Origin of the sequence: Duganella sp. Root198D2, assembly GCF_001428585.1 — a bacterium.
Taxonomy (GTDB): Bacteria; Pseudomonadota; Gammaproteobacteria; order Burkholderiales; family Burkholderiaceae_D; genus Rugamonas.
Map to the genome: position 1 here is coordinate 83,046 of NZ_LMIC01000048.1, position 14,479 is coordinate 97,524.

General features: G+C 61.7%; 13 protein-coding genes. 3 read left to right on the forward strand and 10 right to left on the reverse strand.

Features of this window, described 5'->3' with window-relative positions; translation table 11 throughout:
* Positions 1-51: 51 nt before the first annotated feature.
* From ASE26_RS24115 to ybaK, 5 genes are all read right to left on the reverse strand, one after another.
* Positions 52-342 carry a DUF427 domain-containing protein gene (locus tag ASE26_RS24115; protein WP_057247082.1) on the reverse strand — a complete coding sequence of 97 codons (291 nt, stop codon included), beginning with the start codon at positions 340-342 and terminating at the stop codon, positions 52-54.
* Between the two features lie 17 nt (positions 343-359).
* Entirely contained in the window at positions 360-1,403 is a 1,044-nt protein-coding gene (locus ASE26_RS24120) for a sensor domain-containing diguanylate cyclase (RefSeq protein WP_057247083.1), read from the reverse strand.
* Between the two features lie 56 nt (positions 1,404-1,459).
* A complete protein-coding gene (locus ASE26_RS24125) occupies positions 1,460-2,110 on the reverse strand; it encodes a DsbA family oxidoreductase (protein ID WP_055929584.1) in 651 nt (216 codons plus the stop codon).
* A 6-nt stretch (positions 2,111-2,116) separates the two neighbouring features.
* Positions 2,117-2,740, reverse strand: coding sequence for a glycerol-3-phosphate 1-O-acyltransferase PlsY (gene plsY, locus ASE26_RS24130; RefSeq protein ID WP_055929581.1), 624 nt, complete (start codon positions 2,738-2,740; stop codon positions 2,117-2,119).
* Between the two features lie 88 nt (positions 2,741-2,828).
* On the reverse strand, positions 2,829-3,320 hold the full coding sequence (gene ybaK, locus ASE26_RS24135; RefSeq protein WP_055929578.1) for a Cys-tRNA(Pro) deacylase: 492 nt from the start codon (positions 3,318-3,320) through the stop codon (positions 2,829-2,831).
* Positions 3,321-3,358: 38 nt separating this feature from the next.
* Between ybaK and ASE26_RS24140 the strand changes: the two genes are divergently transcribed.
* Complete coding sequence (locus tag ASE26_RS24140) at positions 3,359-4,318, forward strand: endonuclease/exonuclease/phosphatase family protein (RefSeq protein ID WP_055929575.1); 960 nt, start codon at positions 3,359-3,361, stop codon at positions 4,316-4,318.
* 29 nt (positions 4,319-4,347) lie between these two features.
* On the opposite strand, the gene ASE26_RS24145 is transcribed toward ASE26_RS24140, so the two are convergent.
* Positions 4,348-6,777 (reverse strand): bifunctional diguanylate cyclase/phosphodiesterase, encoded by a 2,430-nt coding sequence (locus ASE26_RS24145; protein WP_055929572.1) that lies wholly within the window; start codon positions 6,775-6,777, stop codon positions 4,348-4,350.
* 190 nt (positions 6,778-6,967) lie between these two features.
* On the opposite strand from ASE26_RS24145, the gene ASE26_RS24150 reads away from it, so the two are divergent.
* Both ASE26_RS24150 and ASE26_RS24155 read left to right on the forward strand, forming a co-directional pair.
* Positions 6,968-8,170 (forward strand): efflux RND transporter periplasmic adaptor subunit, encoded by a 1,203-nt coding sequence (locus tag ASE26_RS24150; RefSeq protein WP_055929569.1) that lies wholly within the window; start codon positions 6,968-6,970, stop codon positions 8,168-8,170.
* Positions 8,171-8,181: 11 nt separating this feature from the next.
* Positions 8,182-11,301 carry an efflux RND transporter permease subunit gene (locus ASE26_RS24155; protein ID WP_055929565.1) on the forward strand — a complete coding sequence of 1,040 codons (3,120 nt, stop codon included), beginning with the start codon at positions 8,182-8,184 and terminating at the stop codon, positions 11,299-11,301.
* Positions 11,302-11,425: 124 nt separating this feature from the next.
* Here the strand turns inward: ASE26_RS24155 and ASE26_RS31255 are convergent, their stop codons facing one another.
* From ASE26_RS31255 to ASE26_RS24170, 4 genes are all read right to left on the reverse strand, one after another.
* The gene (locus ASE26_RS31255; protein ID WP_200953789.1) at positions 11,426-11,599 is read right to left on the reverse strand and encodes a hypothetical protein; all 174 of its coding nucleotides are present in this window, start codon (positions 11,597-11,599) and stop codon (positions 11,426-11,428) included.
* Positions 11,600-11,655: 56 nt separating this feature from the next.
* A complete protein-coding gene (gene xerD / locus ASE26_RS24160) occupies positions 11,656-12,558 on the reverse strand; it encodes a site-specific tyrosine recombinase XerD (RefSeq protein ID WP_055929562.1) in 903 nt (300 codons plus the stop codon).
* Positions 12,534-13,058, reverse strand: coding sequence for a methylated-DNA--[protein]-cysteine S-methyltransferase (locus ASE26_RS24165; protein WP_229207119.1), 525 nt, complete (start codon positions 13,056-13,058; stop codon positions 12,534-12,536). The genes xerD and ASE26_RS24165 overlap by 25 nt, the downstream gene beginning before the upstream one ends.
* A gap of 325 nt (positions 13,059-13,383) precedes the next feature.
* The gene (locus ASE26_RS24170; protein ID WP_057247084.1) at positions 13,384-14,376 is read right to left on the reverse strand and encodes a TRAP transporter substrate-binding protein; all 993 of its coding nucleotides are present in this window, start codon (positions 14,374-14,376) and stop codon (positions 13,384-13,386) included.
* Positions 14,377-14,479: the final 103 nt, after the last annotated feature.

Sequence of the window (14,479 nt, forward strand, 5' to 3'; positions counted from 1 at the left end):
CATTCGTGTAGCGAATGTCCGATTGCCGGAGCTGACCCCGACTTTCAACCATTAATGCTGGACCTCGACGCCGTGCCAGAAGGCGATGCGGTCCTTGATGTTGTTGGCCGCTTCCTTCGGCGTTGGGTAGTACCAGGCGGCGTTGGCATTCACCTTGCCGTCCACCACCACGTTGTAGTAGCTGGCCACGCCTTTCCACGGGCACAGCGTGGTGTGCTCGCTCGGCTGGAGATAGTCCTGCCTGACCCGCGATGGCGGGAAATAGATATTGTGCTCGACGATCTCGACTTCGCTGCTATCGGCTTCCGCAATCACGGCGCCATTCCAAATTGCCTTCGGCATGCAAACTCCTGTCCTGTTCAACCTTCTACACGGTTGCGGCCATTGGCTTTGGCACGGTACAGCGCGGCTTCAGCCTGCTTCAGCAGCATCTCGGCATCATCAATATCCATGTGATTGAAGGAGCCGACGCCAAGGCTGGCCGTCACCGTTACCGTGCGTGCCCCGGCGCTGTGCACCTGGGCTTCAATCCGCGACCGCAACGTCTCTGCGAACTTGCGCGCTCCTTCGAGCGGCGTGTTCGGCAACAGGATACACAATTCTTCGCCGCCGTAGCGTCCAGCCACATCGATTACCCGCACGTTTTCGCGCACCAGCCGCCCGATGACGGCCAGCACTTCGTCGCCGGCCTGGTGACCGAACTCATCGTTAACGTTCTTGATGTGGTCGACGTCTACCATTACCGCCGATAAGGGGGTGCGGAAGCGGCGTGTGCGGGCGACTTCAAAGCTCAGCCGGTTCATTAGCGAGCGGCGGTTGTGCAGCCCGGTCAGCTCATCGGTGGTGGCCAGGGTTTCCAGCTCATCCATCGAGGTTTTGAGCGCCCGCTCATTGGCGCGTAGTTCGAACAGGGCCATCACCTGGCGCGCCAGCTTGCGCAATAGGTCGCGCTGGGATGTCGACAGGCAGCCGGGTTTGCTGTCCATCACGCTCAGGGTGCCGATCGCGTAGCCGTCGCTGGTCGCCAGCGGCACGCTGCTGTACATGCGCATGAAAGGAGCTTCGATGGTCAGCGGCAGGCCTGCCGTACGGGCATCCTTGCTCAGGTCGCAGATCTCGCTGGTCTCGCCGCCCAGCACCGCCAGCGAGCAGTAGCACTGGCTGCGCGGCATGGCGCCCAGCGCCAGCCCGGCGAAAGACTTGACGAAGGCGCGTTCCGCATCGAGCAGCGTGATGAAGGCGTAGGGAACGTCGCAAACCCTGGCGGCAAGCTCGGTCAGGAAGGTGAAATCTTCGCCAGCGGGCGCGTTCAGGGCGTCGTAGCGGTACAGCGCAGCCAGGCGGTTGTGGTCGTCCGACTGCCTCGGGTACAGGGCCCTTATGATCTTTTCTGCGGCAGACAATGCTTTCTCCCTTGTTACGATACCAAGTGTAACAAGGTTGTTAGCAAGATAACAGTCTATTTGGACGCCATGATTTGCCGCAGCGCACGCTCGAACGCTTCAGGTGGTTGCCCACCAGAAATGAGGTGTTTTTCGTCGATGATAACGGCTGGCACCGATTGGATGCCGTTGCGGTGGTAGAAGTGCTCCATATCGCGCACTTCCTGGGCATAGCGGCCAGAAGACAATACCTGCACCGCTTCCGCCTCGTCCAAGCCGACCTTGCCGGCTACCTGCACCAGCAGGGTGCGCGAGCTTGGGTCCTGGCCGCGCGTGAAATAGGCGTCGAACAGCGCCTTTTTCAGTTCCTTCTGCCTGCCCTGCTCGCCAGCCCAATGCAGCAGGCGGTGGGCATCAAAAGTGTTGTAAATACGGCTACGCATACCTACGCCGAAGTCGAAACCGACGTCGGCGCCGCGCTGGCGGATCATTTCACGGGTTTGCTCTTGCTGGGCGGGGCTGGCGCCGTATTTCTGGCGCAGGTGCTCGGTGATGTCCTGCCCTTCCGGAACCATGTGCGGGTTCAGCTCGAAGGGTTGGAAATGGATCTGTGCCTGCACGCCGTCGCCAAGCCGGCCCAGCGCCACTTCCAGGCTGTTCAGCCCGATCGCACACCAGGGACAGGAAACGTCGGAGACGAAGTCGATGCGGATCGGGGTAGTAGTCATGGTTATCTAGGCCTTTTTCTTGGCTTTGCTGCCGATACGGCTTTCTTTGCCAGCAATAAGGTTAGCAATATTTTTGGCATGGCGCCAAACCAGCAAACCACTCATTGCCAACACGGCAGCCAGCTGCGGCTCGGCGCCAAACAGCAGGCCATAGTAGAACGGCGCAAAAACGGAGGCGATCAGGGCTGCCAGCGAGGAATAGCGGAAAGCGTAAGCCACCACCAGCCAGGTCGCCAGCGTTGCCAGGCCCAGCCAAACATTCAGGGCCAGCAGCACGCCCAGCGCGGTCGCCACGCCCTTGCCGCCGACGAATTTGAAAAATACCGGCCACAGGTGGCCAACGAATACGGCTATCGCCACCAGGGCGATGGCCTGGTCGGCCTGGCTGCCCAGGCCCAGTTGCTGCTGGAAGTGGTCCACCAGGAAGACTGCCAGCCAACCCTTGAAGGCATCGCCGATCAGGGTCCAGATTGCCGCGCCCTTGTTACCGCTGCGCAGCACGTTGGTGGCGCCGGGATTGCCGGAACCATAGGTGCGCGGGTCGTCAAGCCCGTAGAACTTGCTCACCACCACGGCGAAAGAAATCGAGCCGATCAGGTAAGCGGCAATAATCAGAAGCAAAGTAATCATAAATCCCCAGGATTCGTTGTTTTTATATGCGGCAGCGACTATACACCATACCGTCCAGCGCGGGCGGCACGGCGGCCAGCTGATCTTATCAATCAGCCAAGGCGCATTGCACTGGCCTGGCTGCCAGCACTTCCGTCAGTACTGTTGGTTTAATACCAATCAGGAAGCCACGGCGCCCGCCATTGATATAAATCGTTTCCAGCCCGAGGATGCTCTCTTCAACGTAGACCGGCATCGCCTTCCTGGTGCCGAACGGCGACGTGCCGCCCACCATATAGCCGGAATGGCGCTGCGCCACCTCCGGCTTGCAAGGTTCGACGGCTTTGCAGCCGATATTGCGCGCCAGGTTTTTGGTTGAGACTTTGCAGTCGCCGTGCATCAGCACGATCAGCGGCTTAGCCGCCTCGTCCTGCATGACCAGGGTCTTCACCACGGCGTGTTCGTCGACGCCAAGTTCGCGCGAAGAAACGGAGGTGCCGCCATGTTCTTCGTACTCATAAGGATGCTCGGAAAAAGCGACTTTATGCTTACGCAGTAAGGCCGTCGCCGGAGTTTCGGAAATGTGCTCTTTTTTTGCCATGCCGTGATACGCTAGTGCCAAGAGAGGAGTTTCTCATTATGCAGCAAGAAATTCGCTTTGCCACCTTCAATGTCTGCAACCTTGCTCCGCCAGGGGCGAAACTGTACGACAACCTGCTGCCGTTGACGGAGCAGGAGTACGAGGCCAAGGCGGAATGGACCGCACAGCAACTGGACCATCTCGATGCCGACGTGATCGGTTTCCAGGAAATCTTCTCCCAGGCAGCCTTGCGCGATGTGCTCTCGCGCACCCGCAAATACCGCGATGCGCTGCATGTCGGCTTCGACCCCGATCCCCACGCTTCCCGCCTGACGCCCAATGTGGCGCTGGTGTCGCGCCTGCCGTTGGCCGTGGCGCCGGAAGTCTACGCCAATTTCCCCGAGGGCGTGCCGGCCGAATCGGGCTTGCCGGAGTCGGACCGTTTCGCACGGGCGCCGCTGCACGCGCAGATTGTGCTGCCCAACGAAGTGGTGGTGGATGTCATCGTGGTGCACTTGAAATCGCGCCGCCCCGATTACCGTAGTGGCGATACCTCGGAAGACCCGCTGCACCTGGCCATGGCCAGCCTGCGTTCGCTGGTATGGCGCGGGACCGAAGCCGTGGCGCTGCGGGTCCTGTTAAGCAAGATGATGCGCGAATCGCGCCGGCCTTGCATCGTACTGGGGGATTTCAACGATACGGCCGACGCGGTGACCACCACCATCGTGCTTGGCAACGGTGGCGGCATGATGCCTGGCGACGAGCGGCGCGGCCGCATGTACGACGCCAACCAGATCCAGCAGCGGCAAGACCATTTGCGGCATGTGGCCTACACCAGCATCCATGAAGGCCACTACTCCACCATCGACCACGTGCTGGTATCGGAAGAATTCAATCCGGCCTCGCCGCGCGCCATCGGCGAAGTGCTGGATGTCAGCTACTTCAACGACCACTTGCGCCAGGAGCGTCCCGAAGTTTCCGACCACGGCCAGGTGCTGGTGCGGCTGCGGCTGCGCTAGGCGGTCACAGTTTGTGACCACCACTTTTTCTAACCGGGGTCAGCGGCGCTTGCCAGATGGCCCTGGTATTGGTCGCAGCCAAGCTCGCGCAAGAGCTGGAGCTGGGCTTCTGTTTCGACGCCCTCGGCAATAACGGTCATGTCCAGGCTACGCGCCATGGCGATGATGGTGCGAATGGCGGTGGCGTCGGTACCCCGCTCGAAGAAGGATTGGGCGATCTTGAGCTTGTCGATCGGGCTGTCCTTCAACTGTCCCAGCCGCGAGTAGCCGGTGCCGAAGTCGTCGATCGACAGCCGGACTCCAAGGCCGCGCAATTTCCCCAGTATGGTTTCAGTCTGCGTGCCGCCTTGCATCAGCATCGCCTCAGTGAGCTGCAGTTCCAGCAGGCGCGGCGGCAATCCGGCCGAGCGCAAGGCCTTTGCTACGCAATCGAGCAAGTCTTTATGCACAAACTGCACCGGCGCCAGGTTGACCGACACCACCAGCTCGCGGCTCTCATCCTGCCAGCCGCGTGCTTGGCGGCAGGCCTCCTGCAGCACCCAATTGCCGACGGCCACCATCAAGCCCGCCTCCGTGGCGACATCGATAAAGCGCTCCGGCAGCAGCACACCCAGCTCGGGATGGCGCCAGCGCAGCAGCGCCTCCATTCCCACCACCGCGCCGCTGGGGATATCGACCTCGGGCTCAAACACCAGCTCAAACTGCAGCTCGGCCAATGCGCGCCGCAAGCCCTGCTCCAGCCCCGAGCGCTCGACGATGCGCGCATTCATCTCGCCGCTGAAAAAGCGGTAGCCGTTGCGGCCCTCCTGCTTGGCGTGGTACATGGCGATGTCGGCATTCTTGAGCAGGGTGTCAATCTCCTCGCCATCGGCCGGGAACATGGCGATCCCGATTGAGCCGGAAATATGGGCAATGTGTTCGCCGAACACGAACTCCTGCTCCAGCGCGCGTAGCACAGAGTCCGCGGCATGCGCAGCTCCCTGCGCACCCGCCACATCCGACAGCACGATGATGAATTCATCGCCGCCCTGCCGGCTCACCGTATCGGCCTCGCGCACGCAATGCACCAGCCGGCTGGCGACTTCCTTCAGCAGGCGGTCGCCCACGGAATGCCCCAGCGTGTCGTTGACCACCTTGAACCGGTCCAGGTCAACGAACAGCACCGCCAGCAAAGCCTGGTTGCGGCGCGCCGCCGCCAGCGCCAGGCGCAAACGGTCCAGCAGCAGCACCCTGTTAGGCAAGTCGGTCAGGAAGTCGTGTTCGGCCAGGTGGCGTGTATGTTCTTCGGATTTCTTGCGCTCGGTGATATCGGTCACGATGCCCATATAGTTGCTGACGCGGCCTGCACTGTCGCGTATCGAACTGATACTGGTCCAGCACGGGAATAGCCCGCCGTCGTGCCGCCGCCCCCACAACTCGCCTTCCCAGTGGTCGCCGGCCTCGACCTGCGCCCACACTTCGCGATAGAACGATTCGTCGTGCACACCAGAGCGGAACAGGCTGACCGGCTTGCCCAGCATGTCCTGCGGCCCGAATCCGGTAATCACGGTAAAGGCGCGGTTAAGGGCAATCACGCGCCGGCTGCGGTCGGTCAGCACGATGGCATCCCGGCTGTTCTCGAAAACCTGGGCCGCCAGGTGCAGCTTGCGCTCGGCCCGCTTGCGCTCAGAGATATCGCGCACTACCGCGTAATACAGCTTGCTGCCATCAAGGGAAAGCGCGGTCAGCAGTACTTCGGCCCAGAACAGTCCGCCTTCGCAATCGACATAGTGCCACTCACCGTGTGCGTTGCCCGCATGTCGCGCCTCGGCAGCCATGCTCTCCTCGGCCTCGGCCGACAGCACGCCGGACGGCTGCTGCATCGGCGAAAACTCATGCAGGCCGCGCCCGACCAGCCGCTCGGCCCCGTCGCACTTGAACAGGCTGACCGCCGCCGGGTTGGCTTCTTCCACCACGCCGTCGCGTAGCAGCAGGATGGCGTCGCTGGAGCGCTCGAACAAATGGTGGAAATTTTCGCCTGCCGCCTGCAAGGCATCGAAATCGCGGTGCCGCTGCGTGATGTCGACTTCCATGCAAAAGATCTGCGCCAGTTGCCCCTCATGCCAGACCGGGATATGGGTCGAATACAACCAGAGCTCGCGGCCGTCGCCAGTACGCACCTGCCAGTCGCCGGCCGGGCTGGAGTGGCCGTTGCGCCATATTTCTTCCAGCAGCGCATCGTGTTCCGCCTGCCGTGCACCATGCGAACGTAACTCAGCCATACGCTTGCCGACCGCCTCGCAGGCTTCGATGCCCAGCATGTCGGCACAGGCCTGGTTACAGAATTGCACTACGCCATCACGGCCGAAGCTGCATACCGCCATCAATGGCGTCAGCTCGAGCGCGGCCACCATGCGTGCGATCAGGTCGAGCGCGGCATGCGCAGGCGTGGCGGGCGCGGCAGGCGAAGGAGTACTCATAGCTCCATTGTTGCCACGTTGTGCGGCGCCCGTTTGCGATCCATCAAAGGTGCGGCTCCTCCCTCACTTTTTGCATTTCAGGTCGCCGATTTTGCGCTTTATCGCATTCCCGTGGCCGCTGGACTTGTTAAAACCTACAGTGACACCATCGCAACCCGCGCCAGCGGACAATTTTGACGAAGAGATAATAATGAGCCCACAACCCGTGCACCTGAAGTCCCCCAAACGCTGGCGCCTTCCCCTGATCGGCCTGCTTGTGCTGGGCCTGGCGGGTGGCGGCTGGACCGTCATGAAATCGCAGGCCAAGCCGGCCGGGGACCCCAAGGCCGGGGCCGCCAAACCGGCGCCCGTCCTCGAACTGGCCGGCGCCGACGTTGCCGCCATTGATGCGCGGCCCTTGTCGGTCGGCCTTCCACTGTCGGGTTCGCTAATCCCGGTCAACCAGGCCACCATCAAGTCGAAAGTATCGGGGCAGGTACAGGAAGCTGCGCTGCGCGAAGGCGTATCCGTGCAGGAAGGCCAGGTGCTGGCCCGCCTCGACCAGGCCGACCTGAAAGCGCGGCTGGCCCAGCAGCAAGCCATGCTGGAAGAAGCCCAGGCCAAGCTGTCCATGGCCCAGAAAAACGAATACAACGCAAAAGCGCTGCTGTCGCAAAAATTCATCTCGCAGACCAGCTTCGATACCACCGCCAATGCCGTCGAGCTGGCGCATGCCAACGTCAAATCCGCTTCCGCCGTGGTCGAGCTGGCCCGCATCGCGCTGAACGACAGCGTGATCCGCGCCCCGATCAGCGGCATCATCGCCAAACGTCATGTTCAGGCGGGCGATAAAGTCGCGCCTGACATGCCTGTCTACACCATCGTCGGCCTGCAAGAACTGACGCTGGAGGCGCAAGTGCCCACCACCGATATCCCGCGCGTCAAGATCGGCCAGGAAGTCAGCTTCCGCGTCGACGGTTTCGCCAAACGCGAATTCAGCGGCAAAGTGGCGCGCATCAACCCGACCACCGAGGCCGGCTCGCGCGCGATGCTGGTGTATATCTCGGTGCCGAATGCCGACAGCGTACTGCGCGGCGGCATGTTCGCCAAAGGGAATATCACCACCGAACGCACCAAGGAAGCGCCGATGGTGCCGCTGGCAGCACTGCGCGAGGAAGCAGGCAAGCAGGTGGTCTACCTGGTATCGAACGGTATCGTCGTGTCGCAGCCGGTCAGCCTTGGCCTGCGCAGCGAAGATGTGGGGCTGGCCGAAGTTACGGCAGGCCTGGACAAGGGCGCCAACGTCATCATCTCCAAGCTGGAGGGCGTGAAGCCGGGTGCGAAGGTGAAACTGGCGACGCCGGTAAGCACTCCCGCTGCCAAGCCGGCCATGCTGGCTGCGGCCAAAGGCTAAGGGGCGCCGCCATGTGGATCACTAAAATCTCGATCCGCCAGCCGGTCTTTGCCACCATGGTGATGGTGGCGCTGATGGTGCTTGGCATTTTTTCTTACAAGGGCCTCGGCGTGGAATCCATGCCGAACGTCTCCTTCCCGTTCGCGGCGATTGAGGTCGTGTACCCGGGCGCCTCGCCGGAGGCGGTGGAGAACGACATCACCCGCCCCATCGAGGACATCGTCAACACCGTGTCCGGCGTCAAGACCATTCGCGCCAACTCGTGGGAAGGCAAGGCTGGCGTGTACGTCGAATTCGAACTGTCCACCAATATGGACAAGGCGATGCAGGACATGCGCGACAAGATTGCGCTGGTGCGCCCGAAATTCCCGCGCGAAGCGAAGGAACCCTTCATTGCCCGCGCTGAAGGCGAGAACGACCAGCCGATTGTCAGCCTGTCCTTCACCTCGGACAAGCGCAGCCTGCGCGAACTGTCCACCATGACCGACCAGATCCTGGCCAAGCGCTTCCAGGGCGTGCCGGGCGTGGGCCAGGTGCGCGTGTTCGGCACCACCAAGCGCCAGATGCTGGTCAGCCTGCGCCCTGCCGACATGCGTGCGCAAGGCGTGGGCGTGGACGAAGTGATGCGCGCCATCCAGAACACCAATGCCAACCTGCCGGCCGGCCGCCTGACTGCCGACGTCACCGAAACCCTGGTGCGGGTCGAAGGCAAGCTGAAAGAAGCGGCGGAGTTCAACAAGATCATCGTGGCGCGCCGCGCCAACGGCCCGGTCTACCTGGACCAGGTAGCCGACGTGATCGACGGCGAAGCGGAAGAACAATCGATCTCGCGCGTCAACGGCAAGCGTGCCGTTTCGCTGGATATCACCAAGGTGCAGGACGCCAACGTGGTGGAAGTCGGCAACGGCATCCTGAAAGTGGCGGAAAACCTGCGCAAGACCCTGCCGGAAGATATCAAGATCAAGATCATGGATTCGCAGTCCGAGCGCGTGCAGGCGCAATTGGATAATGTGAAACGCACCATCATCGAAGGCGCGATCCTGACCATGGTGATCGTGTTCTTCTTCCTGCACTCCTGGCGCTCCACCATCATCACCGGCCTGACCTTGCCGATCTCGGTGCTGGCCTCCTTCATCGCCATGAAAGCTTTCGGCTTCACGCTGAACTTCCTGACGCTGATGGCGCTGTCGCTGTGCATCGGCCTGCTGATCGACGATGCCATCGTGGTGCGTGAAAACATCGTGCGCCACCTCGGTTTCGGCAAGCACCACCGCAAGGCGGCGGAAGACGGCACCAACGAAATCGGCATCGCCGTGATGGCGACCACCTTTGCGATCGTCGCCGTGTTCGTGCCGGTGGCCTTCATGGAAGGCATCATCGGCCGCTTCTTCCTGCAATTCGGCGTGACTGTGACCGTGGCCGTGCTGGTGTCGCTGTTCGTATCCTTCACGCTGGACCCGATGCTGTCGTCGGTATGGCATGACCCGGTCAAGGACCGCTTCAAATACCTGCCGTGGCTGGGCCGCATCATGGAAAAGGTCGAACACGGCGTGGAAAAGGTGCACAAGCTGTATGGCAAAGTGCTGGCCCTCGCGCTGAAATGGCGCAAGCTGACGCTCGCCACCGCGCTTGGCCTGTTCGTGGGCAGCCTGATGCTGGTGCCGATGATCGGCGGCGAAATGTTCCCCGAAACCGACCAGGGCCAGATTTTCCTGCAGTTCAAGGTGCCGGTGGGCTCCAGCCTGGAATACAACGACGCCAAGGTGAAGCAGGTGGAAGCGGCGCTCAAGGAATTCCCCGAGATCGACGCAGTGCTGGCCAACGTCGGCGACCAGGGCGGCCGCCACATGTCCTTCATGCGCGTGAAGCTGAGCGATGCCAAAACCACGCATCGCCAGTCGCAGCAAAAACTGGAAGGAGCGATCCGTAAAAGGCTGGAAAGCATTCCCGGCATCACCATGTCGGTCGGCCAGAAACCGATCTTCATCGCCATCCTTGGTACCGACGAAGCCAAGCTGGAGCAGACCGCGCAGACCCTGATGGCCAAGATGCGCAAGATCAAAGGCATCGCCGACCTGGAATACAGCCAGGAAGGCGCCAACCCTTCCACGCTGATCAAGATCAACAACGAACTGGCCAGCGACCTCGGGCTGAACGTGCAGCAGATCGGCAGCGCCATGCGTCCCTTCGTGGCAGGCGATACGGCCAGCTACTGGCTGGCGGCCGATGGCCAGAACTATGAAGTCAATGTGCAGCTGCCGAAGTCCGGCCGCCAGCGCATCGCCGACCTGGCCGACCTTTCGCTCACCTCCAGCAAGACCGGCCCGGACGGCAATCCGCTGATGGTGCCGCTGCGCCAGGTAGTGGACTTCGTGCCCGGCTTCAGCCCGCAAGTGCTGAAACGCCAGGCCCTGCAGCGCCGCGTGGCGGTCTACGCCGGCACCGAAGGCCGCCCGGCCGGCGACGTCGATGCCGACGTCAAGAAGGCGATGGACTCGATGACGCTGCCCGACGGCGTACGCTTCGACGTGGCCGGCAATGCACAGCAGATGGCCGAAACCATGAATGGCGCCATGACGGCGCTGGGCATTGCAGTGGTGTTCATTTATATCGTGCTGGCCTCGCAGTTCGGCAGCTTCCTGCAGCCGATTGCGATCATGGTATCGCTGCCGATGTCGCTGATCGGCGTGCTGGTGGCGCTGCTGGCGACCGGCTCCACGCTCAACGTGTTCTCCGTGATCGGCGTGATCATGCTGATGGGGCTGGTAACCAAGAACGCGATCCTGCTGGTGGACTTCACCAACCACGGCCAGCGCGACGGCATGAGCCAGTTCGACGCCATCATGGCAGCCGGCCAGGTTCGCCTGCGCCCTATCCTGATGACGACCCTGGCCATGATCTTCGGCATGCTGCCGATGGCGATTGGACTCGGCGAAGGCGGGGAAACGCAGGCGCCGATGGGCCGTGCAGTGATAGGCGGCGTGATCACCTCCACCCTGCTGACCCTGGTGGTAGTACCAGTGGCCTACACCTACCTCGACAGCTTCGGCAAGCGCGCCAAGCGCTGGCTGCGCCGCGGCCACCACGACGACGACGCGGCTGAAAAGCCGGATGTCGCCGAAGCCGCGTAAACAGTTTCCGCCTGAACAGTCCTTGCCTCAGCGGGGACGTGACGGCGACCCAAACGGAAGAGCCCGTGTCCCACTTGGGGACTCGGCGTCCCCGTGATGACCACAAGGTGTGATACGGGCTCGGCTATTCTGGACTGGTGGTGTCGGTTTCTTCGTTCTCGTAGCCGGCTTCGTCGGCATCCTGCTCGTCGCCGGGCCGATTCTTGGATGCAAGCTTTTTCTGTGCTTTTTCTTCGGCCTTGCGTTTCTTCTCCAGCTCGCGCTGGCGTTTCTCGAATGCGAAATTCGTCTTTGCCATGGAAATACCTCCTGAAAGCCTACATTAGGCCGATTGACTGCGCTGCGCAAACGAAATTATCCGCGCGGATGATGTAGCGCATGAATCTGCTTCAAACGCTCGCGGGCAACGTGCGTATAGATCTGTGTGGTGGAAATGTCGGAGTGGCCTAAAAGCAACTGCACGACGCGCAGGTCGGCGCCATGGTTCAGCAAATGGGTGGCGAACGCATGGCGCAGCGTGTGCGGCGACAAGGGCGCGCTAATGCCGGCCTTGCAAGCATGCTTTTTTACTACCACCCAGAACATCTGCCGCGTCATCGGTCCACCACGGCCGGTAATGAAGAGTGCATCGTCCTGCTGGCCATCGAGGATCACGCCGCGCGCTTCGCGCAGGTAGCGCTCGATCCACAGGCGCGCCTGCTCGCCAAACGGTACCAGGCGGGTCTTGGCGCCCTTGCCGGTAATGCGCAGCACGCCATCGTTCATGCTCAGCTCCAGCGTCTTCAGGGCGACCAGTTCCGATACCCGCAGGCCGCTGGCATACATCAGTTCCAGCATGGTGCGGTCGCGGATGCCGAGCGGCGTACGCAGGTCGGGCGCGGCCAGCAGCGCCTCGACCTGCCCTTCGCTCAGGGTATGGACGAAACGCAGCGGCTGCTTGGCCGAAGCCATGCGCAGGCAGGGGTCTTCTGCGATATGGCGCTGGCGCAGCGCGAGCTGGTAGAAGCGCTTCAGTGCCGACAGGCGACGGTTGGCCGAGCTGGCCTTGGTGTCTTCATGGCGTGCCGCGAAATAGGCTTGCAGGTCGGCTGTGCCGGCTGCGTGCAGGCTGCCAACCGAAGGGCGCGCCGTCTCCAGCCATCGGGCAAAGGCAGTCAGGTCGCGCCGGTAGGCATCGAGGGAGTTCTTGGACAGCCCGTCCTCCAGCCACAGGCTGTCGCAGAACTCGTCGATCAGAGCAAGGTTGCCTGCTGCCATTGATACTCTTGATGTCCTTCGTGGGCCAGCAGCCAGCGTTTTACGCCAAGGGTGAAGCCGTTCTGGTCGTCGCTGCCGGCAAAGCCGCCCAGGCTGTTGGCGCCCATCACGCGGTGGCAAGGCACCAGCGGCGGGAAGGGATTGCTGCGGCAGGCCTGGCCCACAGCGCGCGCCACGGAATCGAGGTGCTTGGCCAGTTCGCCGTAGGTGCGCACCTGGCCGCGCGGGATCTCGCGCAGCGATTGCCACACGCGGCGCTGGAATTCGCTGCCGCGCATTGCCAGCGGCAAGTCGAAAACATAGTCGGCATCGTCGCAATAGGCCAGCAGCTGCTGCACGGCTTTTTCAGCCAGGGCATTGCTTGGCGCCTGTTCCGGCGTGCCACCGGGCAGGTAGAACATTTCCGTCACGACCGCGCCGGCCGTGCCGACGCCCATGGCGCCGAACGGGAGATGGACGATGGCGCTGAAATCCCTGCCAGCTTGTTGTTTTTCGGTCACGCTTACTCCAATAAAACTGTGGCAATCATGCTACACCAGCGCGCCAGGATAGGGCAAAAAAAAACGCACCCTCAGGTGCGTCTTGAATCTTTTTTATCGCCACCCCGGCCATCTAACCCCGCTTGTGGCGGCGGCCAACAGCATACTGTCAGGCAGCGTGTCTCCTCAATGTATCCACGGGCTGGCCGCGTGTCTTCTTCTACACTCCCCACTAAATCCTGTGCCCTTAACCATCATGGTGCAAGTCGCACCGTTCGGGGGCGTCGCAATATTAACCGATCTTTTTCCGAATATCGTTATTTATTTTGAGCAACTTGACAGGATTTCACTTTGCTGTTTCGCGGTTGATGGACTGGATCAGGTCCTTGCCGATGCGCTCTTCCATCTGCTTTTGCACCGGCAGCAGGGCGTTGCGCCACCAGGCCTGTTCCTGCGCGCTCAGGTTGTAGATCTGGGTCTTGCCGGACTTGCGGATCGCTTCCAGCGCCATATCGTTGTCGCGCTGGGCGATGGCTTTTTCGTAAGTGGTGGCTTCCTTCATCGCGCCTTCCAGCTTGCCGCGTATATCCGACGGCAAGCCATCCCAGAACTTCTTGTTGACGATCACCGCATAGCCCAGGTAGCCGTGGTTGGAAATGGTCAAGTGCTTCTGCACCTCATGCATCTTTTGCGTGTACATATTCGACGGCGGGTTCTCGGTGCCGTCCACCACGCCGGTCTGCAGCGCCATATAGGCTTCGGAGAAGGCCAGCGATTGCGGAACCGCACCCAGCGCGCGCATCTGGATGTCCAGCACCTTGGAAGACTGGATGCGCAGCTTCAGGCCCTTGAAGTCGGCCGGCACGCGCAGCTGGCGGTTGGCCGACATGACCTTGAAGCCGTTGTCCCAGTACGCCAGGCCGGTAATGCCCTTGGTCTCGAGTTTCTTCAGCAGCGACTTGCCGATCGGGCCTTCGGTCACGTTATACAGCGCGGTCTTGTTGGGGAAGATGTAGGGCAGGTCGAAGACCTCGAATTCCTTCACGCCCAGGGGACTGAACTTGGCCAGCGAGGGCGCCAGCATCTGCACCGCCCCCAGTTGCAGCGCTTCCAGTTCTTCCTTGTCCTTATACAGTTGGCTGTTCGGGTAAACCTGGACCCTGACGCGGCCACCGGTGGCTTTTTCCGCGAGCTGTTTGAAGCGCTCCGCAGCCTGTCCCTTGGGCGTGTCCGGCGCGACAACGTGGCTGAATTTGATGACGATGGGTGCCTGCGCGAACGCTTGCGACGTGACGAGTGCGGCCGCGCCGAAGGCGGCCAGGAGGGACTTCAGATGCATAAGGTCTCCCGGCGATTTTGGTGCATTATTATTCTCACTTTATATTGTGTTCAGCGGAATGGTGGCACACAACTGTGGAAACCCACAATACAAGCAGCAACTG

Coding starts and splice junctions, on each gene's coding strand:
- ASE26_RS24150 (WP_055929569.1), top strand. CDS start 6,968: ATGAGCCCACAACCCGTGCACCTGAAGTCCCCCAAACGCTGGCGCCTT.
- ASE26_RS24145 (WP_055929572.1), bottom strand. CDS start 6,777: ATGAGTACTCCTTCGCCTGCCGCGCCCGCCACGCCTGCGCATGCCGCG.
- ASE26_RS31255 (WP_200953789.1), bottom strand. CDS start 11,599: ATGGCAAAGACGAATTTCGCATTCGAGAAACGCCAGCGCGAGCTGGAG.
- ybaK (WP_055929578.1), bottom strand. CDS start 3,320: ATGGCAAAAAAAGAGCACATTTCCGAAACTCCGGCGACGGCCTTACTG.
- ASE26_RS24125 (WP_055929584.1), bottom strand. CDS start 2,110: ATGACTACTACCCCGATCCGCATCGACTTCGTCTCCGACGTTTCCTGT.
- ASE26_RS24115 (WP_057247082.1), bottom strand. CDS start 342: ATGCCGAAGGCAATTTGGAATGGCGCCGTGATTGCGGAAGCCGATAGC.
- ASE26_RS24155 (WP_055929565.1), top strand. CDS start 8,182: ATGTGGATCACTAAAATCTCGATCCGCCAGCCGGTCTTTGCCACCATG.
- xerD (WP_055929562.1), bottom strand. CDS start 12,558: ATGGCAGCAGGCAACCTTGCTCTGATCGACGAGTTCTGCGACAGCCTG.
- plsY (WP_055929581.1), bottom strand. CDS start 2,740: ATGATTACTTTGCTTCTGATTATTGCCGCTTACCTGATCGGCTCGATT.
- ASE26_RS24140 (WP_055929575.1), top strand. CDS start 3,359: ATGCAGCAAGAAATTCGCTTTGCCACCTTCAATGTCTGCAACCTTGCT.
- ASE26_RS24170 (WP_057247084.1), bottom strand. CDS start 14,376: ATGCATCTGAAGTCCCTCCTGGCCGCCTTCGGCGCGGCCGCACTCGTC.